Genomic DNA, 24,277 nt, shown 5'->3' with positions numbered 1-24,277 from the left:
TTAACACCTCATTCCTCTCTCCTAACTCCTCACAGTCTAGATAACGCCTGCGGGCAGAGGAGGATGAGCGAGGTCTTCTTTTTCTAAAACTCGATCAATCAAGCCGTAGGGGACAGCTTCCTGAGGAGTGATATAGAAGATCCGATCCATGTCCTTGATAATTTTTTCGGGAGATTGGCCAGTATTTTCTGCCAAAATATCGACCATCGTTCTTTTGTTAGCCAGCACCTCTTTCGCCCGAATTTGAATATCGGTCGCTTGGCCGCGAGCATAGCTCTTGGGTTGATGCAACACAATGGTGGCATTGGGTAAGCTAGCTCGGCAGCCTTTGGTCCCAGCGGACAAAAGCATGGCCGCCATCCCCATCGCTGAGCCTAGGCAGATGGTGTGAATGGGGGGCTTGATGTACTTCATGGTGTCGCAGATGGCAAAAGCTTCGGTTTCAAAGCCGACGGGCTCGCCATTGTAGCTAGAAGTCCCAGTGGAGTTGATATAGATTTTGATGGGTTTTTCTGGGTCTTCGTACTGTAAGTACAACAATTCCGCAATGATCAGTTCTGTCACAGCGGGAACTAGCGGCATCCCTAGATAAACGATCCGCTCCTTGAGCAGCAAGGAAGGTAAATCGGGTGGGGGGGTCCGAGAGAACGCATCTCCATAGTAGGGAGATTGAACGGCTTGGATCGGTAAGTTCATAGCCTGTGCGTGTCTTTGCCTGTATTAATGGCGCTATTTTTAACAATAGTAGCGTGCCCTTGACTCTGAACGCCGGACTGCTGTTTTCCGAGCCGAAATGGCGCGGTTGCAGCTTGATTCATGGAAGGAATCGCCTCCTGATTCCGTAGCGTTGGGTGTGGATGGTGAGGTTACTACTACCCTCCTCTATTTGCCTGCCCAGGAGCCTCGGTTATGAAAGTCAGCCTGCAACCTGCCCTTAATGATCGCCATCTAGATGCGACGCAATCGAGTAGCCAGCGGCAATTGGCGATTTCGGTGTCGGCCATTCCAGAAGCCAGCGATCGCACAGTGCCTCTCAATTTGTGCTTGATCTTGGATCACAGCGGTTCAATGAATGGGCGGCCTCTAGAAACGGTGAAGCAGGCGGCGCAACAACTGATTGATCAATTGTCTCCGGGCGATCGCATTTCGGTGGTTGTGTTTGACCACAAGGCCAAAGTGCTAGTTTCCAATCAGGTGATCGACGATCCGGTGGGCATTAAGGGCAAAATTGCTCAACTCAAAGCTGGAGGTGGTACAGCGATCGATGAAGGGATGCGCTTGGGCATTGAGGAATTAGCCAAGGGCAAAAAAGACACGGTTTCTCAAGCTTTTGTCCTGACTGACGGCGAAAACGAGCACGGGGACAATCAGCGCTGTCTCAAGTTGGCCGAATTAGCTACTAGCTACAATCTGACTTTGAATAGCTTGGGCTTTGGCGATCACTGGAATCAGGACATTTTAGAAAAAATTGCTGATGCCGCTGGGGGCAGTTTGTCGTACATCCAGCATCCGGGCGAGGCAGTGGAGGTCTTTGGTCGCTTGTTTAGTCGGGCACAAGCGGTGGGCTTAACTAATGCTTATTTGCAATTGTCTTTAGAACCGCAGGTACGGTTGGCCGATCTAAAGCCGATCGCGCAGGTGGCTCCTGATACGGTGGAACTACCTGTGCAGCATGAAGGCTCTTGGTGTACGGTGCGGCTGGGCGATTTAATGACCGATGTGCCACGAGTGATTTTGGCGAATTTGTATGTGGGGGCGTTGCCTGAGGGGCAGCATGCGATCGCGCGGGTGCAGGTGCGCTATGACGACCCAATGCAAGGTCAGGAGGGGCTGGTTTCGGAAATGGTTCCAGTCGAAGCGGCGGCGTTGAGTGTGTTTCAGCCTGCGATGGATGCGGAGGTGCAGCATCACATTTTGGCGTTAGCGAAGTATCGGCAAACTCAGATTGCGGAGGCGAAGTTGCAGCAGGGCGATCGCGTGGGGGCGGCAACGATGTTGCAAACGGCGGCGAAAACGGCTCTACAAATGGGCGATCAGGGGGCAGCAACGATTTTGCAGACGAGTGCGACGCGGTTGCAGTCGGGTGAGGAGTTGTCGGAGGCGGATCGGAAGAAGACTCGAATTGTTTCTAAGACGATTTTGCAAGCTTGATTTTTGGGTGTTTTGGTATTTGAGAACCGAGCCTTGGGGGCACTCGCCCCCAAACCCCTGCTGAGGGACGGCTGCGTCCCCCCGACCCCCTCCAGAAGGGCTTTCAACTCACGCATTTACCCTCTTAGATTTTAATTTTTCTTTCTAGATAACAGGCTCTCTCTGATTCTCCCGAGGTTGAGGGCTAGGGGCTGTTCAGAAAAACCATCCTGCATCAACTTGGTTGCCCTGTTACCCAGTGTCCAGGGCGTTATAGCTTGGGCTTAACGCTGGGTAGTGGCGAAGTTAGACTGAACGATACCTGCCATTTCTACCAAAGGATACTGGTGTCACCACAATTTCGGTTAGATATACTACTAAGTAGATGCACAACGACTTCTAATCGTCAAATTTTAGTACTCTTCAGGCTCCTCAACGGTAGTCGTGGTCTAGGTTGCCGCTACTGAGTTGCCACTTATAGATAGAAGCAAAATTATTTGTTGCTGAAATTGGCTTCTTGCACAACCGCTGCTAATGGCACAGTGGCAGTAGGTGGGAGAGGCTAGCTTTAAGTCAGCGGGATGCCGTTCTGGCAGAATTTTGCCCAGGATAGGTATCTTTTAGCTGCCTAGCTATAAGCTTCGAGTAACTTAACCATGCATCCTAAAACCACAACGATATCAAAACGTTCGTGGAGCATTGTGATGAGACATATTGAAGGGAAGTTCAAGGGATTTGGTGGGCTTGACCTCTATTACCAAAGCTGGCATCCAGAAGGGCAGGTTCAGGCTGTAGTTGTCATGGTACATGGCTTAGGAGCACATAGCAGTCTGTTCGGCCAGGTTGTGCAGTATTTGGTTAAACAGGAATATGAGGTTTATGCCTTTGATCTGCGGGGTCATGGACGTTCCCCTGGGCAGCGAGGACACATTGGCGCTTGGGCTGAGTTCAGGGAAGACCTTCAGGCATTTCTGCAACATATTCAGACTCTACGCGCCAGTTGCCCTTGTCCTTATTTTCTTTGGGGCCATAGTTTGGGTGGCACGATCGCGCTGGATTATGCCTTGCGATCGCCAAACTCCTTGCAGGGGTTGATTGTATCTGCTCCAGCTCTAGGAAGAGTCTCTGTATCTCGCTGCAAGCTGATCGTGGGGCGGCTTCTATCAGGGGTGTTTCCCCGCTTTAGTTTACGGCTAGGGATCCCCTCAGACCTAGGCTCCCGTGACCCAACGCTTCTCTCAATTTACACTCAAGATCCACTGCGACATGAGTATGGTAGTGCCCGATTAGCCACAGAGTTTTTTGCGACCGTAGATTGGATCTACAAACATGCCTCGGATTTGCAGATTCCTCTATTACTGCTGCATGGCAGTGCCGATCAAGTGATCCACCCCGAAAGCAGCCGAGTTTTCTTTCAGCAAGTTATGTTTTCTGATAAAGAACATCATGAGTATCCAGGGTGTTATCACGATCTTTATGTGGATGTTGATTACCAAAAGGTATTCACCGACTTAGAGAACTGGCTAGAACGACATCTGGCAGGAAGTCCATCCTGTGAGGCTTTAGGGCTGTGTGTGGTGCGCTACTAATTTACCGTTGCCTGAAGTGGGCGTTTGAGCTGGCCTAAACTCTAGTAGGTTCGCTTGGTAGATTCGTCTATCAAACCCTTCAGAAAATCGTTAAACTTCATGATTTTTCAGGTGATGTTGCGCTGAGAAACTATCACCTGAAAATCTATGAAGGAAGATAATTACTCTGGCTTAACTGGTCTTGTACCTTATATGTAAACTGTTTTTAAGCTTAGGATTAAAGTTTAATTACAAAGAAAATGCGATCGCTAAATCTTAGAATTCTAAAGAAGTAGGCCTAGTGATATACATGATTTGTTTATCTAGTTACCAGCTCAATCGGAACAGAAAAAACGCACTTACAGGCCGCTTCAAGTCTCTCTTTTGGAGGATAAGATATTGGGGATCAAGAAGAAAGGCTATATATAGCCCTTAGCTTTAACTTTGCAAAAGGTTGATTTGCTTTTAGTTTTGTTCAAGAAATGTATAAAAATCAGCGAATTGATTTTCTTATGGCTACACTAAATATTATCTGAAAATCTATTGCTGTCAGTTTGTTAGGTATGGTACTGCCCAGACTGAAGCTGTATAGAAACTACTGCTAATTACTACCAAGTTATAAGGAGACACTGGGAATTGACTAAGACTCCGGCCTTAGAAGTCGTGTTCTTTACTTTCTAATGGGTCTGCATCTAGCATCTCTGAAGCGTTGTTGAATCCTTGACGATTAAACCTCGATCAATTGTTTAACTTTTAGGATAGTTTAAGAAACTTGTAGCGCACTGTTTTCGTTGCATCCTTTGCGCTTCCAAATTTCTCTTTAGAACTATTACTTTGGAGAGCTGAAACATATCATTCGTGAGGAGAAGGGTTTTTACTCTTCGAGGAGATCTTCTACATGAATAAGACTTACCAGGCTCCTCCTAGCTCTGGCAGGGTCGTTCTGGGGCGCACAATCCCCTCATTACTTGATGAGGCTTGTGCTCAAGCCCCAAATGCTCAAGCTTTGAATCAATGGACTGGCACAAATTGGCAATCTCTTTCTAATCAGGGCTTTCGGGCGGCTGCTGAAGCCTGTGCGTTGGGTTTGCTAAGGTTAGGGTTAGAGAGCGGCGATCGCGTCGCTTTATTGATGTATAGCGATGTCAAATTTGGCTTGGCTGATATGGGTTGCCTATGGGCAGGGTTGGTTGATGTACCCATCGATCTCACTCATACCCTAGAGCAAATTATTTTTGTTCTCCAACACAGTGAAGCTAAGGCTTTAGTCATTGCCGACCTAGAGCTGTTGGTCCAAATCACGCCACATTTAGGAGATACTCCTCACTTACGGCATATTATCGTGGTGGATGTGCCTGAGGACTGGGCAGAGCAGCGATCGCACTGGCTCCAATCGTTTCCCGTTTCATTGATGTCTCTGGGTGAGTTGCAAAGTACCAAACCCATCCTAGAGACAAGTGAAGCAACGCCAGATCTACAGGCAAATTCAAAACCTGAGGATTTAGCCACAATCATCTATATCCCGGATGAGGCGGGGCAACTGCAAGGGGTCATGCTAACTCATGAAAACCTCTCTATGAACGCTTTTGCCGCTTTCTCAGGCATTACTACACTGGGCAAAGGTAATGAGGAAACGGTGCTTTCCTTTCTGCCGTTAAACCATGTGTTAGCGCGGACGATGCTCTATGGACATATCCTCTATGGGCACAGCATCTACTTCTCCAGTGCTAGCCGTCTCACCAAACATCTCCAGGAGGTTCAACCCACCATCTTAGTGACTGTACCCATTGTGTTAGAAAAGACATATAGCAAGATTGTCGAGAGGGGGAGTAAAGCTAGTTCTCTATTCACTCGTCTGATCTTTCTCTGGGCGCTAGGTTTAGCCAAACGTTATGAAATTGGCCGCCAACCTAACCTTCTATATGCTCTACTGCTCAGGGTAGCCGATTGGCTGGTGTTGTCAAAATGGCGATCGCTCTTGGGGGGTCGCCTTAAATATGTGATCTGTGGCGGAGCGGCGCTGAAGGCAGAATTAGCCAATGTCTTTGCCGCCGCTGGCATCCCGATTCTACATGGGTATGGTCTCACCCAAGCCAGTGCGGTGGTGTGCTGCAATCGTGGCTCCTTTAACCGAGCGGGAACGGTGGGACTACCGATCGCAGGGATAGAGGTGGCGATCGCGGAGGATCATGAGGTTTTGGTGCGTGGGCCTTGTATTACTTCCGGATATTACAAGAACCCAGAAGCAACACAGAAACTCGTTGATCAGCAAGGCTGGTTGCATACAGGCGATTTGGGCGCGTTTACAGCAGATGGATTTCTGAAAATTATAGGTTTGAAGAAATCTCTGTTTAAACTTGCAACGGGTAAATATATTGCACCACAACCGATTGAGCAACGCTTACAACAGTTTCCGTTGGTGGCTCAAGCGATCGCCGTGGGTTCCGCCCAAAAATTCTGTGCTGCCTTAATTGTTCCAGACTTACAGGCTCTCCATAGCTATGCCTTGGGAGTGGGGATTGATCTCCCACCCGATGCTCTCCTCACACATCCTCACGTCATAGCGCTTTACCAAGCTTTGGTCGATACCGCCAACTGTCATTTACCTTACTGGGCGATCGTCAAGCGCTTTCAACTAATCAACAATCCATTCACCGCAGAAAACGGCTTATTAACTCCAGCCGGGCAACTGAACCGTACCCAGATCAATAAAACCTTTAGCAAAGAAATTGATGCTTTGTACGGGGAATCAGAGCCAAGCCGTGGAAAAGATCAGGATAAGCAGAGAGCAGCTTCTACATCTCCTCAAGCTTCTGGAACTGACCTGTCGAGCGTGTATCCGTCTGTTTCGCCTGCTGCCTGTCCTGCCTTTGCCCAATCCCTACCTCGGATTAATCGTTTAATCACGTTCATCCTTTGGACGAGTTTGACTGCGCCTCATTCACTCACAAAATTGCCAATCTATTAGCTCATAACCCTCAACGCAAGGGAGAGTTCCTCAATGTTTAAGCCATTTCGAACCGCCGCCGTCCTGGGTGCAGGTGTAATGGGAAGCCAGATTGCTGCTCACCTCGCCAACATCGGTTTAACTGTGCATCTATTGGATCTACCTGCCAAGACAGGGAATAAAAATGATTTAGTAGAAGGCGCGTTTAAGAAAGCCCGCAAGCTATCTCCACCGATCTTCTTTACGGATAAGGTGGCTCATCGCGTCATCCTGGGTAACTTTGAAGAAAATTTTGATCGTCTAGCCAATGTAGATTGGGTCATTGAGGCTGTTGTTGAGAATCTAGACATCAAGCAACAACTGATGCAACGGCTGGAAGCGGTCATGCGGTCAGATGCCGTTATCTCTACTAATACCAGTGGATTGCCAATCCATGCGATCGCGGAAGGTCGATCAGTATCCTTCCGCCAACGCTTTTTAGGCACCCATTTCTTCAATCCACCCCGCTATCTAAAATTGCTAGAAATCATCCCGACTCCAGAAACCGCTCCGCAAGTAGTCGCACGCATGCGCTGGTTCGGGGAAACACGGTTAGGCAAAGGTGTGGTGATTGCCAAAGACACGCCCAACTTCATCGCCAACCGCATTGGCATGTATGCCACGATGCAAGGCTTACGAGCATGGACGGAGCAAGGATACACCATTGAGGAGGTCGATACTCTCACCGGGACTCTGGTAGGACGACCCAAATCAGCCACCTTCCGCACCGCTGATTTGGTGGGGCTGGACACGCTGATGTATGTGACGAAGAACCTTTATCCTGCCATTCCCCACGATGAAAGCCGCGAGATGTTCCGGGTGCCAGAAGTCCTGCACAAACTCGTTATGGCAGGGGCGATCGGAGCCAAAGCAGGACAGGGATTTTACAAAAAACAGAAGGGTGAAATTCTCTCGGTTAATCCAGAGATGATGAGCTACGAGCCTACTAAGCCGATGGATTTGGGCGAGGTAGAGAAGTTGGGTAAGGTTTCAGGTTTGAGCGATCGCCTGCAAGCTCTGTACCAAGATCCTGGTCGTGCAGGGCAGTTCTTCCGCACCACCACACTGGACTTACTCGGATATAGCGCCCGTCGTATCCCTGAAATTGCTGATAGCCCTGCTGATATCGACCGAGCTATGTGCTGGGGGTTTGGCTGGGATGTTGGCCCCTTTGAGATTTGGGAGATGCTAGGCTTTGAAACCGTACTGGCAGATATGAAAGCAGCCAATATCTCGGTGCCCGACTGGGTGGAAATCATGTATAGGGAGGGCGAAGGATTCGGAAGTAGGCATAGCAGTCAATCGCAAGGATTATTGACCGAATCCTTCGCCCCTACGGTGGACAAAATCAATTTGGGAGAGATCAAAGCAGATCCCCAAAAGACGTTATGGCAGAATGCTGAAGCCGCTTTGCTGGATTTGGGTGATGGTGTAGCGCTGTATGAATTCCGCTCTAAAGGCAATACCCTCAGCTTCAAAGTAGTACAAGGGTTAGCTGAGGTTCTAGATCTCCTAGAAGAGCGGGACGACTTGAAAGGCATGGTGATTGGCAACGGTAGCGCTCATTTCTCTGGCGGTGCCAATCTCGCTGAAATGGGAATGACCGCCCAATCGGGTAACTTACAAGCGCTGGATGACCTGATTGTGGAGTTCCAGACAGTTCTCCAGCGCATCCGCTATGCCCCCAAACCTGTAGTCATTGCCCTGCAAGGGCGAGCCTTGGGAGGTGGTTGTGAGCTAGTCATGGCTTGTCCTCATGTCGTTGCTGCCGCCGAAACCTATATTGGTTTGGTAGAGGTAGGCGTGGGTCTAATTCCAGGGGCAGGCGGCATCATGCGGACTGTGGCACGAGTGGCAGAACGAGCTGCTAGCGATTCTCCCAGCGACATTCAACCGTTCCTCAAGGCCGCTTTTGAAACGATCGCGATGGCTAAGGTTTCTACCAGTGCCTACGAAGCCCAACAAATGGGATACCTCCCTTGCGATGCTCGAATTTTGATCACTGGAGAGAACCGCCTAGAAGTGGCTAAAGCTGAAGTCATCCATCTCGATCGCGCTGGGTATGCGCCGCCTCCAGAGCAGACCGCCATTATGGTTTTGGGTCGCCCTGCCAGAGCCATGCTAGAACATATTGCCTACGTCTTCCAGCAAGGCGGTTTTGCCAGTGAATACGATCGCTACCTAGCAGGAAAGTTGGCTTATGTGATGACAGGTGGCGAGCTCTCCGCTCCCGCTCTAGTGCATGAAGATTACCTGTTGCGCCTAGAACGGGAGAACTTCTTGCCGCTCCTCAGCCAACCCAAAACCCAAGAGCGGATCGCCCACATGTTGAAGACGAAGAAGCCACTGCGGAACTAAGGAGAAACGACCATGCAAGATGCATATATTGTGAGCAGCATTCGGACGGCAGTGGGCAAAGCGCCTCGCGGTACCCTCCGCAACATGCGTCCTGACGATATGGGGGCGATCGCAGTGAAGGGAGCGATCGCCAAAGTCGAAGGACTAGAACCCAAGCAGATTGATGACATCATCATTGGTTGCTCCTTCCCGGAAGCTGAACAAGGATTTAACTTGGGACGGGTGATTGCTCAACGGGCGGGATTACCCGACACCGTCGCAGGCTGCACCGTGAATCGCTTCTGTGCTTCGGGATTACAGACGATCGCAATGGCGACTCAAGCGGTGATGACAGGACAAGCGGACGTAATGGTGGCAGGTGGTGCAGAAACCATGAGCCTGATCCCTATGGGCGGTCATGCGATGGTTCCCAACCCAGACCTGATGACTTCAACGCCGCAAGTCTACTGCACAATGGGGTTAACGGCTGAAAATGTGGTGCAGCAGTATCACGTTTCTCGCGAGGATCAAGATGCCTTTGCTCTGCGATCGCACCAGCGAGCTTTGGCCGCCATTCAAGCAGGGAAATTTGAGGAAGAAACGATTCCGCTTCCCATCCACGAAACGCTATATGTAGATGGCGAAGCCAAAACAGTAGATATGGTCTTCCAAGTAGATGAAGGTCCACGTGCGGATACCAGCATGGAAGCTTTAGCCAAACTGCCTTCTGTATTCCGGATGGGAGGCAGTGTCACGGCTGGCAACTCCTCACAAATGTCCGATGGGGCCGCTGCCACAATCGTCATGAGCCAGCGCAAGATGGATGAGCTGGGTGTAAAACCAAGGGGACGGTTGTTAGGTTTCAGCGTGGCTGGCGTACCTCCGGAAGTGATGGGAATTGGGCCTGTAGAAGCAATTCCCAAGGTGCTCAAACAAGTCGGTTTAACCCTAGATGACATTGGCTTAATTGAACTCAATGAAGCCTTTGCCGCCCAATCTCTAGCTGTGATTCGTAAACTAGGTCTCAACGAGGAGATCATTAATGTCAATGGTGGCGCGATCGCTCTAGGACATCCTCTCGGCATGACTGGAGCTAAACTCACCGCTACAATTCTCCACGAGATGAAACGACGCGGTGTACGCTACGGCTTGGTGACGATGTGTGTCGGTGGCGGCATGGGCGCTGCTGGCGTGATTGAAAACTTGATGCTTTAAGCAAAACTTGAGGGATGTTGCCATTTTGTAGGGGCGAAGCATTCGGACCAAATATTTTCAGCTTCTTCCAATGGCAATCTACCGAATGCTTCGCCCCTACCGTTGCACAACGATCATCGGTCATTTATCCGCATTTATTTGGATGAACAACCATGATATCTATTCCATTCACGATCGCCCTCTCTCTTTCCTTCGTTCTCTTCTTAATTCTGGGTTATGTTGGAGTGCCGCTTTGGGCTTGGTCTCTCTATACAGCAGGCGTTTTGGCAGTTTTTCAAGCCCCTACTTGGCTGTGGATAGGATTCGGAATTGTAGCTTTGGTGCTGAATCTCCCTCTGTTGCGGCGATCGCTCCTTACAGTTCCCTTGATGAAAGCAATTCAAGCACTGAAGCTATTGCCCAGTATTTCTGAAACCGAGAAAGCCGCGATCGAGGCAGGAACAGTTTGGGTCGATGGAGAATTTTTCTCTGGTGCACCTGACCTGAAACGGATGAACAGTGAACCCTATCCAGAACTGTCCACCGAAAGTCAAGCATTTCTAGATGGGCCTGTAGAGCAAGTTTGCCGGATGGCGACGGATTGGGAGATCAATCGCCGTAAAGACTTGCCGCCAGAAGTGTGGCATTATCTCAAACAAGAGCGCTTCTTCGGCATGATGATTCCGCAAGAATACGGCGGGTTGGGTTTCTCCAACTTGGCCTACAGTGCGGTGATGGTGAAATTAGCATCGCGATCGTTTATCCATACAGCCACCGTTGGAGTCACCAATTCTCTTGGCCCCGCGAAACTGCTACTGAATTACGGCACCCCAGAGCAAAAAGAGTATTATCTGCCCCGATTAGCTAAAGGCGAGGAGATGCCTTGTTTTGCCCTCACCGAACCTACTGCTGGTTCTGATGCTGCCAGTATCACCTCAGAAGGCATTGTGTTCCGGGGTGGAGACGAAAAACTGTATCTGCTGTTGAACTTCCGCAAGCGATATATCACCTTAGGTGCGATCGCCACCCTAATCGGCTTGGCTTTCAGGCTCCGTGACCCCGAAAATCTCCTGGGTAAGGGTGAGAATGTCGGTATTACCTGCGCCTTGATTCCAGCGGATACTCCTGGTCTAGTACTAGGTAAACGCCACGATCCTATGGGAGTGCCGTTTTACAACTCTCCGGTAGAAGGGCAGAATGTGGTCGTTTCCATTGACCAAATTATCGGTGGCAGTGAGCAGGCGGGCCAAGGTTGGAAGATGTTGATGCAAAGCTTGGCGGCAGGTCGAGGCATCAGTTTCCCCGCATCCTGTACCGGAATTGCCAAATTGGTCACGCGAGTTACTAGTGCCCACGCAGTAGTACGAAGACAGTTTGGGCTATCGATTGGGCGGTTTGAAGGCGTGGAGGAACCCCTAGCCCGGATTGCTGGGCTGACCTACCTCATGGAAGCAGCCCGCATCTATACTTGTGCTGCCGTAGATAACGGAGAAAAACCAGCCGTTGTTTCCGCGATCGCCAAATATCAATTTACCGAGTTATCCCGTAAGTTAGTCAACGATGGCATGGATATTCTGGGCGGTTCAGGGATTTGCAAAGGCCCGCGAAACCTTTTAGCCAACGTCTACACCGCTATGCCCATCCCAATTACAGTAGAAGGCGCAAATATCCTCACTCGCACCTTGATGATCTTTGGACAGGGAGCCATTCGTTGCCATCCTTACATTTATCAAGAAGTTACGGCTTTGAATGAGGGAGATGCGATCGCCTTTGACCATGCGCTTTGGCATCACATCGGCTTGATGGTCCGCAATACCATTCGGTCGATTGCGCTAAGTTTTTCCCGTGGAACATTGGCTCAATCTCCCGTATCTGGCCCCACGGCACAGTATTATCGCAAACTGGCTTGGGCATCTGCTACCTTTGCCACCCTCACAGACATCGCTCTGATTGCTTTTGGTGGTTCCTTGAAGCGACGGGAGAAGCTGACGGGGCGTTTTGCCGATGTGCTCTCCTGGATGTATCTAGGTATGGCTACCTTACGCCGCTTTGAGGCAGAGGGACGCAACCCAGAAGATCTCCCTCTGGTGCATTGGTCAATGCAGTATGCTTTTGCGCAAATTCAACTGGCATTTGAAGGATTATTTGTCAATCTATCAATCCCTATCCTTGGCCCAGTGTTCCGAGGGCCGATCCTTTGGTGGTCTCGGCTCAATCCTATCGGCACCCTGCCAACAGATGAACTCGGCGGCACACTGGCTAAAGCGGTGGAGATGCCCGAAGGAGTACGCGATCGCCTCACCACTAATATCTATGTTCCTTCTCATCCTGATGAAGCCTTAGGACGATTGGAACAAGCCTTCCAGCTATCTATCCAAGCCGAAGCGATCCTCAAAACCATTAAGGCGGCTATCCGCGATGGTAAACTCCCACCTGCTAAGCCCGAAAAGCTGATTGATGCCGCTTTAGAATCTGGAGTGATTACAGCAACAGAAGCCACCCTAATCCGCGAAGCCGAATCTGCACGTAATGAAGCCATTCAAGTAGATGCCTTCTCATTGGAGGAATACCAGCAAGGCGCACAACTCACCGCTTGGCCCACCAAAGAACTGACGCATCACGCATAATTCACACTTTCTAAAAACTCGTAGGGACAAAGCATCCAGCCATCCGTGTGAAATACCAACTGTAAACTCTGATCTGAATGCTTTGTCCAGTGCAAAGTTGAGCTAACTCAATAGTCTCGATCTGTCCTCAAGGACATAGCATTTGGAATAACACTCAATTGTTTTCCCTTTTAATCACTGTTCAAATGCTACGCCCCTACAAGTGAGGTTTAAGGTGCTATGTCTTCTGCCATCAATGCCACGCATGATCCAAATTTGCGGAGTTGGGTGGAGTCCGCTAACCAACCCAATACAGACTTTCCCATTCAAAACCTACCGTTGGGGGTGTTTCGCAGACGCAATAGCACTGAATATCCTCGGCTGGGTGTGGCGATCGGCGATCAAATTTTAGATCTCCTCCAGTGTCATGAACGTGGGCTTCTAGAAGAGTTGCCTGGAGATCTGCAAGCAGCTTGTGTAGACTCTAACCTCAATGCTTTGATGGCTCTGGGCAATCAAGCGACATCGACGTTACGGCATCGCTTGAGTGAACTATTGCGATCGCCTCAGCAGGATGCTTCCGTCAATCCCAATCTTCTCTTGCCCATGTCGGAAGCAGAGATGCTATTACCTGCCGCGATCGCGGACTATACAGACTTTTATGCGTCTATTTTTCATGCGACCAACATCGGCAAGTTGTTCCGTCCCGACAATCCTTTGCTGCCTAATTACAAATATGTACCGATTGCTTATCACGGACGCGCGTCTTCCATTGTGGTCAGCGGTACAACCATCAAGCGCCCCAACGGTCAACGCAAACCACCAGAAGCCACAGCGCCGAGCTTTGGCCCCAGTCAAATGTTGGACTACGAGCTGGAAGTCGGAGCTCTCATAGGAGTTGGCAATGAATTAGAGGAGGCGATCGCCATCGATCAGGCTGAGGATTATCTGTTTGGGCTGTGCTTAGTTAATGATTGGTCGGCTAGGGATATTCAAGCTTGGGAATACCAACCTCTAGGCCCATTTCTAGCTAAGAACTTTGCCACTAGCATTTCTCCTTGGGTCGTGACTACAGAAGCTTTGGCTCCTTTTCGGAGTCCAGCGTTTCAGCGGCCTGAAGGAGATCCAGAACCTTTACCCTACTTAGCTTCTGAGCGCGATCGCCAACAGGGAGGCATTGCCATCACTGTAGAAGTATCTCTATGTTCTGCCCAAATGCGAGAAGCAGGCATTGCACCCTTGCGGCTTAGTCAGGGTTCGTTTCAGCAAATGTATTGGACCCTAGCTCAGATGCTTACTCATCATGCTAGCAATGGCTGTAATCTCCGTCCTGCTGATTTGCTTGCCAGTGGCACTATCTCTGGGGCAGAACCAGGCTCTCAAGGATGCTTGCTAGAAATTACTCAACGCGGCTCCCAACCCATCGAACTACCCACTGGAGAACAGCGATCGTTCCTGGTGGATGGAGATGAAGTGATTCTACGGGGTTACTGTGCAAGAGCTGGTTATGCTCGCATTGGTTTTGGCACCTGCCAAGGGAGAGTAACAGGATGATGTTTAAGGGCAAACACAAGGGATTGCCCTATAGCTTTCAATCTCACATTGTGCAAGGCATTTTTCTGAATTAACCAGGAGGATCGGTTACGCTGCCACCTGGATTGCGGGTTCTTCAGAAGAGGCTTCTGTGGGAGCGCCATCTTGCACTAAGGAAGGCATCTGCCCACTCTTCTGTACTAGGCTCCCAACCATTGCCAATAAAGCATTAACTTTGCGCGATCGCCATTCATCCACGAGTGCAGCCACTTGAGCAGCAGGTAAGCGACGCTCTAGCGCTTCATACAAATAAGCCGCATGTCCAGTTTCATCCTTAGCGATACTGAACATCCCTTTCTTTAGGCTGGCACTCCGTAGATCATCATCAGGGAGAACTTGAGCCATTCGGGCAAAGTCTTTGCTGGCATCGAGTTCCAAAATATACGTACTGGCCATAAATACAGCCCAATCTATGTTTTCTGGCTTTAGGTCAGCCTGGGCATAGCCTTCAAAATAGGCAGCAAAGAAAGGACTACGGCGCTCTTCAGGTTTGCGATCTTCGGATTGCTTCGCCAGTTGTTTGAAATCGATCACTTGCTTGTTGAGTTGCTTTAGTGCTTGAGCAAAAATTTGCCCATGTCGCCGTTCATCTGCGGCATGACGGCCTAACTTTTCCGCCAGCCAAGCATCTCCTTCGGCAGCGGCGCGATCGCGTAATGCTTCTAGAAACGGCACAGAGCCCGACTCAGCCAATTGAAACCCCGCAACAATATTAGGCCGTGTTAGGGGATCGCGAATTTGGCGAGCGTAGACATACGCTGTGGCCGCAGATCCGACTAAATGGAGGGCATAAATAAAAATATTCATTCTGGAGTTCACATTAAACAGCTGCCATCTCTTCCTGCTCGTGCTCAATCTTGGTACCGAGGGCTTTGAGAAACTCAGCCAACCAGCGCGGATGAGCAGGCCAAGCAGGAGCTGAGATCAAATTGCCATCAGCGATCGCGTCATGCACAGCAATTTCTACATATTCTCCTCCAGCCCGATTCACGTCGGGGGCGCAAGTAGGATAAGCCGCACAACGCTTACCCGCCAACACACCAGCCGCTACCAAGACTTGCGGGCCATGACAAATCACCGCGATCGGTTTGTTGTGACCCGCAAAATGGCGCACAATCTCAATCACCCGCGAGTTGAGGCGAATATACTCTGGTGCTCGTCCCCCTGGGATCACCAAGGCATCATAGTTGGCTTCGTCAATATAGTCGAAGGTGGCGTTGAGTTCAAAGTTGTGCCCAGGTTTCTCGCTGTAGGTTTGGTCACCTTCAAAGTCGTGAATCGCGGTTCGAATTTTGTCGCCTGCTTCTTTGTGTGGACAAATTGCGTGCACCGTATGCCCAACCATTTGTAACGCTTGGAAAGGCACCATCACTTCATAATCTTCGACGTAGTCACCCACCAACATCAAAATTTGCTTGCTTGCCATCGTGATTAACTCCTGCCAGATGCCCTGAATGCTTGCAGCTCTAAATTAATGTCTAATCTAATCGGTTTGCTGCGTTATAGATGACATTGGTTAAAACTTGTATCGTTGTGCTACTCATTCATGCTAGCTCGCGATCGCATCCATAACCACCCAACCCTTAAAGGTGCTAGCGGTGCCGCTTGTAAGTGTCCCAGTCATGGAAAGTTAGGTACAAGACCCGCCTCTACCAAACCCGCCAAACTTTTAGCAACGTCAACCCAACGATTGGTTAGAACCTGCACAATTTTTGCAGTTCGACTCAGTTAACTTGGTAGCAGAAATCTCAGTAGTTGGCTTGGCAGAAAAGGAAGCGAGAGTTTGTTCGATAAAGTTTAGGCGCTGGCGATGCTGCAACCAAATGCGGCAAGCTTCTTCAGTCAGTTGAGCTTCTTCAGGGGGCAAGGATTCTTCGAACTGATTCTGGGCTAGAACCTTGGCTACCCGACTTGCTTGTTGATACTCTACCCCTGCTTTAACCAGCTCCGCATGGAATAGCCGTGTTTTTTCTTCAACGGATACAAAAAATCTAGTTGACATGAACAACTGGCGCGATCGCGGTTAGGAGGGGGCAACTACTACATAGTTTCGCTACTAGTTGACACGATTCGCATCCGCCTAAAGATTAACTTCTGACCCACATCAAAATCTACTCGTTATGGCCCTCTCATGGTTGCCCTAGATCTCCCCTAGATCTCATAGTGCCAAACCTCTTCTTCTTGCAGCACAATGCGCTGAAGGGATAGACGACGAATCAAGCCCTGTTGCTCTAGCTGATTGAGAGTGCGGGTAATGGTGACGCGAGTGGAGCCGAGCATGTCAGCAATATCTTGGTGGGTGAGGCGGAGATCGATCAGTTGTCCTTGCTCAACTTGACGACCAAACTTTTTGCCTAACCAATTCAGCAGTTTCAGCAGCATCATATCAACGCGGCGATGGCTGCGAATTAGCGTCAACTCTCCAGCTTGTTGAATATGAGCCAGCAAAGCGGATTGAGTTTGCAGCCAATTGTCGGTTTGCAGGCGAGTTGCCTCTACTTTTGTCAAGCACTCCAATTGATAGGGATCGATTTGGGCTAACGTTTTGCCCACGATTTCTCCTGCTCCCCACAAGCCCAGTGTGACGACAGTGCCATCCTCTAACCAGCTCAAGGCTCTAACTACACCCGTCTCGATCTTCCAGCAGCTCTCCATTTCCAAAGGCAACAGCGATCGCGGCGCAAAATGCCGGGAATTCGTTGATGAGGTTTGAGTTCGAGGTAGCACGGAGATAGACATAGTCTTCAAAAATACTATATCCCGATAGACTAACCGGGGTTTAGATAAATGTCAATTTTTTGATAGCAAATCTGAATGAGTTTATTCAAGTTTTTTATCTGTAGCTTGAGAACCAGCTTCAGAAGACAGGTACGAAAGCTAGATACCCGCTCCATTAAGAAATTCTTCAATCATCGAGTCAGAGTTGGCTTTCTCACTTGAGACCCCTGCTTGGGTTGAGGCAGGAAGTGAAGGAGCAGACGCTTGCAACTGCTCGATCTGTTGTTCTAAGAATTTAACTCGCTCAAACAATAGCTGAATTACTTCCGCTTCCACATCTCGTAAGCCGCTATTGCCTGGTATTCCCACACTTGTACGATCTTGAGGAATTACCCGCCCAGGAATGCCCACGACAGTACTGTAGCTAGGAACATTTCGCAGCACCACTGAGCCTGCACCAATCCGAGTGTGATGGCCAATTTGGATATTGCCTAACACCTTGGCTCCCGCGCCCACCACAACATGCTCTCCTACGGTTGGGTGCCGCTTACCCGTTTCCTTGCCCGTTCCACCTAAGGTAACTCCTTGATAAATCAAGGCATAGTCGCCCACTATGGCTGTTTCCCCAATCACCACCCCCATCCCGTGGTCAATAAAGACTCCTTTGCCAATCTCGGCTCCCGGATGGATTTCGATTCCAGTTAGAAAACGGCTGAGTTGAGAAATGAGTCGAGGTACCAAAGGCACTTTCAGACCATATAACCAGTGGGCTAAGCGATGGAACTGTAGAGCTTGAAGTCCGGGATAGCAAAACAAGATTTCCAGCCAATTCCGGGCCGCTGGATCTCGCTCATAAATTGTCCGAAAATCCGCTAACACCATAGTTGCTCGACCTCTCAAAAGCTCAGGTATTTTTCGCTGGAGACAAGAAACCAGCTAAACCCGCATAAAATATACGGTAACTCTATCAAGTTATAGTATTTTAGATCAATGACATCCTATCATGCCTTGCAGTTGTAGAGCGAGCTGGCCTAGAAAACCAGTGATTGTGGAGAGCGATCGCCCCTCCTCTTCCACCAAACAACCGTCATTCTTCAGATTTAGCTTCTGTAGAATGAAAAATTCCTGACTTTATTTAGAGCTTGTATTTAGCGATACAACATTCAGCTAGATAGAGCATTTCTATAGAAGAAATATATTGACTCAATCGTTTTGTTTATCGATGCCAAGCGTTCGCGGATTGGTTTGTCAGCGGAATTGCTTGAAAGCTATACACTTGCGGTTTTCCTGTCAGTAAATTTAACTGAGTTCGCAGCTTGAACTACTTGATTGAACTTTGGTTTTGCCTATGGCATTGTCTTAATCAAGCACTAACTACAAAAAACCTATCGATTAACCGTAGTTTCAAGGTATACTGCCTAAGATTCTACTGGAGAAGGTCCTGTTAGTGCCTACATTCATCGCTTTGGGGCAGGCGGCAATCAAGTGCAGTAGGTAAGCTCCTGTACTTCTAGAGCCACTGAATCATTGCTCAAAATTTAGTTCTTGCTGTGAATTATGGACTCAATTGTTCGGAGAAGTGCTGTTTCCTGCTTGATTACAGTGTCCTTACTGTTTAGTAGTGGCTGTTCCAAAGAAGCTACTAATAGCTCGGGTGCTGATACAGGAAAAAAAGTAGTTCGTATTTCTATTGGCACTCAAGATCAAACCATCAATACAGTGACAGGTGGTTCAGTAATTCGTGAAGAAAAACTGCTAGAGAAATACTTACCTAAAACCGGAAAATACGCCAATACAGAATATAAAATTGAGTGGTCTAGCTATACTTCTGCGCCACCATTGACTAACAAAATGTTGGCGAACCAAATTGATATTGGGATGATGGCAGACTTCCCTTCTACCATTAACATCACTACATTTCAAAAGAAGGGAAATGGGGTCAAAACTAAATACATTGCTACCCTCGCTTACAGTCCCAACGGCGCGGGTAACGCGGTAGTGGTCCCCAAAGATAGCCCTTACAAAACGCTGCAAGATCTGAAAGGTAAGACGATTTCTGTACCGTTCGGTTCTTCGGCCCACGGCATGATCCTGAAGTCACTCAAAGATGCAGGAATTGACCCGCAAAAAGATGTCACGCTCGTCAGTCAGTCTCCGGAAGTGGGAGGCAGCAGCTTACAGAAAAGCCAGATTGATGCCCATGCGGACTTTGTGCCTTACGGCGAGTTGTTTCCATTTCGCGGTTTCGCCCGCAAGATTTTGGATGGTGCCCAAGCAGGCACACCCACTTTTCACGGGGTAGTGGTGCGTTCAGATTTTGCTGAAGCCAACCCAGAAATTGTGGTGGCTTATCTCAAAGCCGTGCTGGAAGCAAACAAACTCTTCCGCGAGCAGCCAGAAGTTGTAGCTAGCAACATTCAGAAATGGTCTGGGATTGAAAAAGAAGTGGTTTACATGTTTCTGGGGCCTTCTGGCATTCAGAAACTTGATCCCAGAATTCAGTCTTACCAGTTGACAGCGCTCAAAAATAGCGTCACCACCCTCAAGCAAATTGGCAAGTTAGATGCCAGTGTCAATCCAGATGATGTCGCAACTTGGGCGGATGACAGCTATCTGAAACAGGCAACTAAAGAACTGGGCGTGAGTGAGGCGGAACTTGGCACTCTTGCTGATCAGAATGTGATCGGTGGTAAAGATGCGCTGACCCAAGAGCCGATTACAGAGCCTAAGTTAGCCGCTCAAGTCTGGGTCAAAGGTGAGGATAAGGTAGTTAACTTTGCCTCAATCAAAAACATGGTGACGGCATTGGACAAGTTCAAAAAAGAGGGTAAAACCCCTAGTGTCATGTTCGTCCACGATCGCACCAATGGCTGGAAGTTGTTTGCCGAAAAGTCCTTCTACGTGCAGAACGGTGATGAAGTAGCGGCTTTCCTGTTAGAACCCGATGCCCAAGCCTTTGCCGAGAAAGCAGGTGCTAAGGTCGCTGACTTTAATGGCCTACAGACGCTCTATGCTCAAAGTGCTCAGCCCGCCGCGATCGCTGCTAAGTAAATCGTATTTATCCTGAAACATCACACTTTGTCTATTTTGGGTATTGCCTGAGTTCCTTTCACGGAAAGATGTCGCATGTCTAGCTCCTCTTCTTCTAAGCGTTCTAGCAAAACTACCTGGCTCAGCAGCTTAAGTGGCTTTGTAAGCCAACTGCGAAGCCAATCTCAACGTAGTCAGCGGTCTGCCCGTTTGCCCTTCCCTACAGGTAAAGTACTCAGGCAATGCCTTTCTCTGGTTCTCTTTTTTGGGATTTGGCAATTGCTCTGTATGGCGAAGTTTAATTTCTTTGTCAGCTTTGAGTTTTTGCCATCTCCATTAGAAGTCTTTCACGCGACTGTGGAATTCTTCACGGGCAACGCAATGGTGCATGTTAAGGCCAGCGCAATTCGAGTGTTAGTTGGCTTTAGTGTTGCCACTATATTAGGGGTGAGCTTAGGAATCTTAATCGGCTGGTTCCAGAAACTAGAAGATTTAATCTTTCTGCCTCTAGAAATCCTGCGGCCTATCCCAGCCGTTGCCTGGATTCCCTTAGCAATTTTGATGTTTCCTACGTCCGAAGCAGGGATGATCTACATCACCTTTTTAGGAGCCTTCTTCCCTATCCTCATTAGTACAATTCGGGGGGTGGAGGGAACCGATGTGATTTTGCTCAGAGTGGGGCAATGTCTAGGAGCTAAGCAGTGGCATATCTTTAAGGATATTGTGGTCCCTGGTGCCATGCCTTGTATTGCTAGCGGTCTGGTGATTGGCATGGGGAATTCCTGGTTTTGTTTAGTAACGGCTGAAATCTTGGCAGGTCGCTACGGTGTGGGTTATATCACTTGGGAGTCTTATGTCACTTCTAACTATCCCCCCATTGTCATGGGTATGTTGTTGATTGGTTTGATGGGATTGTTTAGTACTTACTTAGTCGATCGTTTGACTGGCTTACTCATGCCCTGGCGGATCACTCAGAAACAACGAACTTAGCTTCATAGCGCTAGGGATTGCTAATGAATTCGTGAGTGTGGAGAGATGGCAGAACTATGACAAAGTTAATAGAAAAAGCGAGCAAGCCTTCGGTCAAAGGGCTAGTGGAAGTTGAGCAGTTGTCAGTTTCCTTCAAGCGTCAGGGGCATCATATTCCGGTTCTGGAATCGATCGATTTAAGGATTAATCCTGGTGAATTTGTCTGTTTACTCGGCCCCTCTGGTTGTGGCAAGTCTACAATCTTAAACTCTATTGCTGGCTTCATTCGACCTAATCGAGGCTATATCTCGGTTGATCAACGCTTAGTCGATCAACCTGGAGCCGACCGAGGTTTTGTCTTTCAGCAATATTCGCTATTACCTTGGAAAACGACATTTCAGAATATTGAGTTTGGCTTAAAGATTCGCGGTTTATCTAAGACGGAACGCGAAGCACTGGTACATGAATATCTAAATCGAGTTGGGCTTTATAAGCATCGCCATTCTTATCCCCACCAGTTGTCCGGCGGAATGCAGCAAAGAGCCAGTATTGTGCGAGCCTTAGTGAATTCTCCTTCTGTGTTGCTAATGGATGAACCATTTGCGGCACTAGATGCCCAAACCCGACACATGATGCAGGAGCTATTGCTCAGCATTTGGAGCGACTTAAAGACAACTGTTATTTTCGTAACTCATGACATTGAAGAAGCGATTTTTCTAAGCGATCGCATCTTTGTCATGGGTGTAAATCCAGGCCGTATTAAGACTACCTTGACGGTGCCATTACCTCGCCCTCGCCACACTGATGACATCTTATCTCCCGAATTTGTGCAACTCAACCGTCAGATCTTTGATCTGATTCGAGAAGAAACGTTGAAGAGTATGGATATTTAGAAGGAGGAAGGTAGTTCAGAGCTGAGCTTTGGCGGTTTGAAGGAGGTCTGATTGAACCCATTGGTTGAGATCGATCGCTTTTAGGTTCTCATTGCCTGGAATCAAGCTGAGTTCCGCGATATGTTGGGCGATCCAATCAGGTCGAATGGTCATTTCTGAAAAGAAACGTCCTGGTTGTTGCTTCTGGAAGGTACTGCTGAGCAATTGCACAATGATTTCGGCATCAAGTTGGGTCCAACGACTAATCAAGGGTAAAGCCGCAGAGGTGTTAGCGCACCAATATTGAGCCGCTTGCAAGGCTTTCAAGTAAGCAATCACGATCTCTGGATGTTGTTCTGCTAAGACTTCGCTCACTACGACAGCATGAAATGCCGGGAGACCGCTTAAGTCATCGTCTAACAGATAGCGGAACTTCCCTTGCTGGCAAGCGATCGCGTGGAAGGGAGCAAAGTGAGCATAACCATCGGCGAGTTTGGTTGGGTGTTGGAAAGGACGATTTAAGTTTGCTTGATCGAGTGCGGCAATGGTTACGTCTGACAAAAGATTAGCCGCTTGGAGCGATCGCATCACCATGCCATGAGCGGAGGAACTGAAGGGAACCGCAATCACTCGCCCCCGTAAATCTTCTACACTCTGCAATTTAGATTCATGCGGCACAATCACAGCATTGCAAGAGCCATCTGGATTAGCTGAGACAAAACTGACCAAGCGAGTTTTAGAGACTGGATGAGGAGAGTCTGAGGGAGACGTGGCACTGAGCAGAGAAGGATAATCACCCAATAAGCCAATATCTAGTTGCCCTGACTGTAACCCTTGAATAATGGGGGCACCCAGGGAGAAATCTTGCCACTGAATTTGATATTGAGTAGAACTGTAGCGACCGCTCCTGGGTAAGAAATGTTCTAGCAAGCCCAAGCGCTGAATTACTAAACCTCCTGTCACCGTGGGAATCGTGGCATTCTGTATACCAATTCGAATGGTGATCGTTTCAGGGTGGTGAGTTTGATGAGATCGCGTAATTAAGCTGGGCGATCGCAGGCGCACTGAGGGTTCAGTTGCAGGAGACGCAGCCGTTAACTCAGAAGTAGAAGTTTGAGCGGGTTGAACGAGAGCCACAAACTTTTGGATCGGATTTAAGCTTGGAGATTTACGACTGGGGCGATCGCTGGGTGGTATAACTGACTGACTTAAGCGTTGGGGTAATAACAAAAATACATTCCCTGGCAAAGGAAATTCTTGGAGCGGAATGCTCGTCAAAATACGGGATTGTCGCTCAGATTTGAATTCTAAATCTGAAGCAAATCCCACATAGTTTCCTTGGGTTAAATAAGTCCGCACCAAGCTTAAAGTATCAACGGTTTCAATTTGAGGAAAATCAGCAAGCGATTGCCCCAATTCGGTTAGCCGAGATTCCAAAACTAGTCGATTTGCAGAACTAGCAGGTAGCATTACCCATTTTTGCTTTTGCAGCTCCTTTAAACTTAACCATTTCTGTTTGGTTAGAGGATGGTTTGTTGCCACGATCAAAGCATAGTGAATGGGGGCGATCGCTGTAGCCGAGATTTCAGCAAAATCACCCAAATCAATTTCTGAAACACCTAGATCAATTTGGTTGCTCGTTAAAGCTCGATGCAGACTTTCGGCTGAGTCAAACACAACACACTGAGTTTGAATATCAGGATACTGCTGACGATAGCGAAAGAGTACCTCTGGGAGCCAGTGTTCCGCGATCGCAGTAGTGCAGCCAACCTTCAGCTGACCTAATTTCCCTTGTTTAATTTCCTCAATTGTTTTGAGTAAATGGTTCTCTAGATCAATTAGCTTTTGGCCTTCGCTAAATAGAAATTGACCCACTTCTGTAAGCTGGACCTTGCGACCTAAACGGTGAAAAAGTGAAGTGCCAATTTCTGACTCTAAAGATTTAATTTTGGCGCTCACCGCAGGCTGAGTTAAGTTCAGAGTATCTGCCGCCTCAGTAAAACTTAAATATCGAGCAACTTCCAGAAAAACTCGAACTTGATAAACCTCCACAGCCCCACAATCCTTATTTGAAAATTTTTTGATTTTGCCGATATCAAAGTATTCTATCAGTCAATAAAAGATGTGGATAGAGGAACAGTGATTCTTGATTCAAAATAAAAACATGAGTTTTAGTTTTTTTGTTGTTTGAGATTCAGTAAGATTTAGCTCAAAGATATTCTTGCTAACAATTTTTACTGTTGAAGTAATAGATTATCGCTACTAGAGGGATAG

General features: G+C 48.5%; 17 protein-coding genes. 10 read left to right on the top strand and 7 right to left on the bottom strand.

Annotated features, from left to right (window positions below; genetic code table 11):
- Window positions 1–36 precede the first annotated feature (36 nt).
- The gene (locus tag NDA01_RS16770; protein ID WP_190441612.1) at window positions 37–696 is read right to left on the bottom strand and encodes an ATP-dependent Clp protease proteolytic subunit; all 660 of its coding nucleotides are present in this window, start codon (window positions 694–696) and stop codon (window positions 37–39) included.
- Between the two features lie 213 nt (window positions 697–909).
- On the opposite strand from NDA01_RS16770, the gene NDA01_RS16765 reads away from it, so the two are divergent.
- From NDA01_RS16765 to fahA, 7 genes are all read left to right on the top strand, one after another.
- On the top strand, window positions 910–2,151 hold the full coding sequence (locus NDA01_RS16765) for a vWA domain-containing protein (protein ID WP_348228831.1): 1,242 nt from the start codon (window positions 910–912) through the stop codon (window positions 2,149–2,151).
- 683 nt (window positions 2,152–2,834) lie between these two features.
- Window positions 2,835–3,719, top strand: coding sequence for an alpha/beta hydrolase (locus NDA01_RS16760; protein ID WP_348228830.1), 885 nt, complete (start codon window positions 2,835–2,837; stop codon window positions 3,717–3,719).
- 877 nt (window positions 3,720–4,596) lie between these two features.
- Window positions 4,597–6,666 carry an AMP-dependent synthetase/ligase gene (locus NDA01_RS16755; protein ID WP_348228829.1) on the top strand — a complete coding sequence of 690 codons (2,070 nt, stop codon included), beginning with the start codon at window positions 4,597–4,599 and terminating at the stop codon, window positions 6,664–6,666.
- A 33-nt stretch (window positions 6,667–6,699) separates the two neighbouring features.
- Window positions 6,700–9,042, top strand: a complete 2,343-nt coding sequence (locus NDA01_RS16750; RefSeq protein ID WP_348228828.1) for a 3-hydroxyacyl-CoA dehydrogenase/enoyl-CoA hydratase family protein — start codon at window positions 6,700–6,702, stop codon at window positions 9,040–9,042.
- 12 nt (window positions 9,043–9,054) lie between these two features.
- Window positions 9,055–10,236: an acetyl-CoA C-acyltransferase gene (locus NDA01_RS16745; protein WP_348228827.1), complete on the top strand. Its 1,182-nt coding sequence runs from the start codon at window positions 9,055–9,057 to the stop codon at window positions 10,234–10,236.
- Window positions 10,237–10,388: 152 nt separating this feature from the next.
- Complete coding sequence (locus tag NDA01_RS16740; protein ID WP_348228826.1) at window positions 10,389–12,842, top strand: acyl-CoA dehydrogenase; 2,454 nt, start codon at window positions 10,389–10,391, stop codon at window positions 12,840–12,842.
- A gap of 219 nt (window positions 12,843–13,061) precedes the next feature.
- Window positions 13,062–14,375, top strand: coding sequence for a fumarylacetoacetase (gene fahA / locus NDA01_RS16735; protein ID WP_348228825.1), 1,314 nt, complete (start codon window positions 13,062–13,064; stop codon window positions 14,373–14,375).
- 87 nt (window positions 14,376–14,462) lie between these two features.
- Here the strand turns inward: fahA and NDA01_RS16730 are convergent, their stop codons facing one another.
- The 5 genes from NDA01_RS16730 to cysE all read right to left on the bottom strand — a co-directional run bounded on the left by NDA01_RS16730 (window position 14,463) and on the right by cysE (window position 18,014).
- Window positions 14,463–15,221 carry a ferritin-like domain-containing protein gene (locus NDA01_RS16730; protein WP_348228824.1) on the bottom strand — a complete coding sequence of 253 codons (759 nt, stop codon included), beginning with the start codon at window positions 15,219–15,221 and terminating at the stop codon, window positions 14,463–14,465.
- A gap of 13 nt (window positions 15,222–15,234) precedes the next feature.
- Entirely contained in the window at window positions 15,235–15,840 is a 606-nt protein-coding gene (locus NDA01_RS16725) for a DJ-1/PfpI family protein (RefSeq protein WP_190441623.1), read from the bottom strand.
- A 252-nt stretch (window positions 15,841–16,092) separates the two neighbouring features.
- Window positions 16,093–16,416: a hypothetical protein gene (locus NDA01_RS16720; RefSeq protein WP_190441624.1), complete on the bottom strand. Its 324-nt coding sequence runs from the start codon at window positions 16,414–16,416 to the stop codon at window positions 16,093–16,095.
- A gap of 149 nt (window positions 16,417–16,565) precedes the next feature.
- Complete coding sequence (locus tag NDA01_RS16715) at window positions 16,566–17,153, bottom strand: Crp/Fnr family transcriptional regulator (protein ID WP_348228823.1); 588 nt, start codon at window positions 17,151–17,153, stop codon at window positions 16,566–16,568.
- A gap of 138 nt (window positions 17,154–17,291) precedes the next feature.
- Window positions 17,292–18,014 carry a serine O-acetyltransferase gene (cysE, locus tag NDA01_RS16710; protein ID WP_348228822.1) on the bottom strand — a complete coding sequence of 241 codons (723 nt, stop codon included), beginning with the start codon at window positions 18,012–18,014 and terminating at the stop codon, window positions 17,292–17,294.
- 675 nt (window positions 18,015–18,689) lie between these two features.
- Here cysE and NDA01_RS16705 point away from each other — a divergent pair.
- The 3 genes from NDA01_RS16705 to NDA01_RS16695 all read left to right on the top strand — a co-directional run bounded on the left by NDA01_RS16705 (window position 18,690) and on the right by NDA01_RS16695 (window position 22,024).
- The gene (locus tag NDA01_RS16705) at window positions 18,690–20,183 is read left to right on the top strand and encodes an ABC transporter substrate-binding protein (protein WP_348228821.1); all 1,494 of its coding nucleotides are present in this window, start codon (window positions 18,690–18,692) and stop codon (window positions 20,181–20,183) included.
- Between the two features lie 75 nt (window positions 20,184–20,258).
- Window positions 20,259–21,152: an ABC transporter permease gene (locus tag NDA01_RS16700; protein WP_348228820.1), complete on the top strand. Its 894-nt coding sequence runs from the start codon at window positions 20,259–20,261 to the stop codon at window positions 21,150–21,152.
- A gap of 56 nt (window positions 21,153–21,208) precedes the next feature.
- Entirely contained in the window at window positions 21,209–22,024 is an 816-nt protein-coding gene (locus NDA01_RS16695) for an ABC transporter ATP-binding protein (RefSeq protein ID WP_348228819.1), read from the top strand.
- A gap of 15 nt (window positions 22,025–22,039) precedes the next feature.
- Here NDA01_RS16695 and NDA01_RS16690 read toward each other — a convergent pair whose 3' ends face one another.
- The gene (locus NDA01_RS16690; protein WP_348228818.1) at window positions 22,040–24,055 is read right to left on the bottom strand and encodes a LysR family transcriptional regulator; all 2,016 of its coding nucleotides are present in this window, start codon (window positions 24,053–24,055) and stop codon (window positions 22,040–22,042) included.
- Window positions 24,056–24,277: the final 222 nt, after the last annotated feature.

It is taken from the genome of Trichocoleus desertorum AS-A10, from assembly GCF_039962155.1.
In the GTDB taxonomy this organism is placed as follows: domain Bacteria; phylum Cyanobacteriota; class Cyanobacteriia; order FACHB-46; family FACHB-46; genus Trichocoleus.
This window is presented reverse-complemented; position numbering and strand designations above follow the sequence as displayed.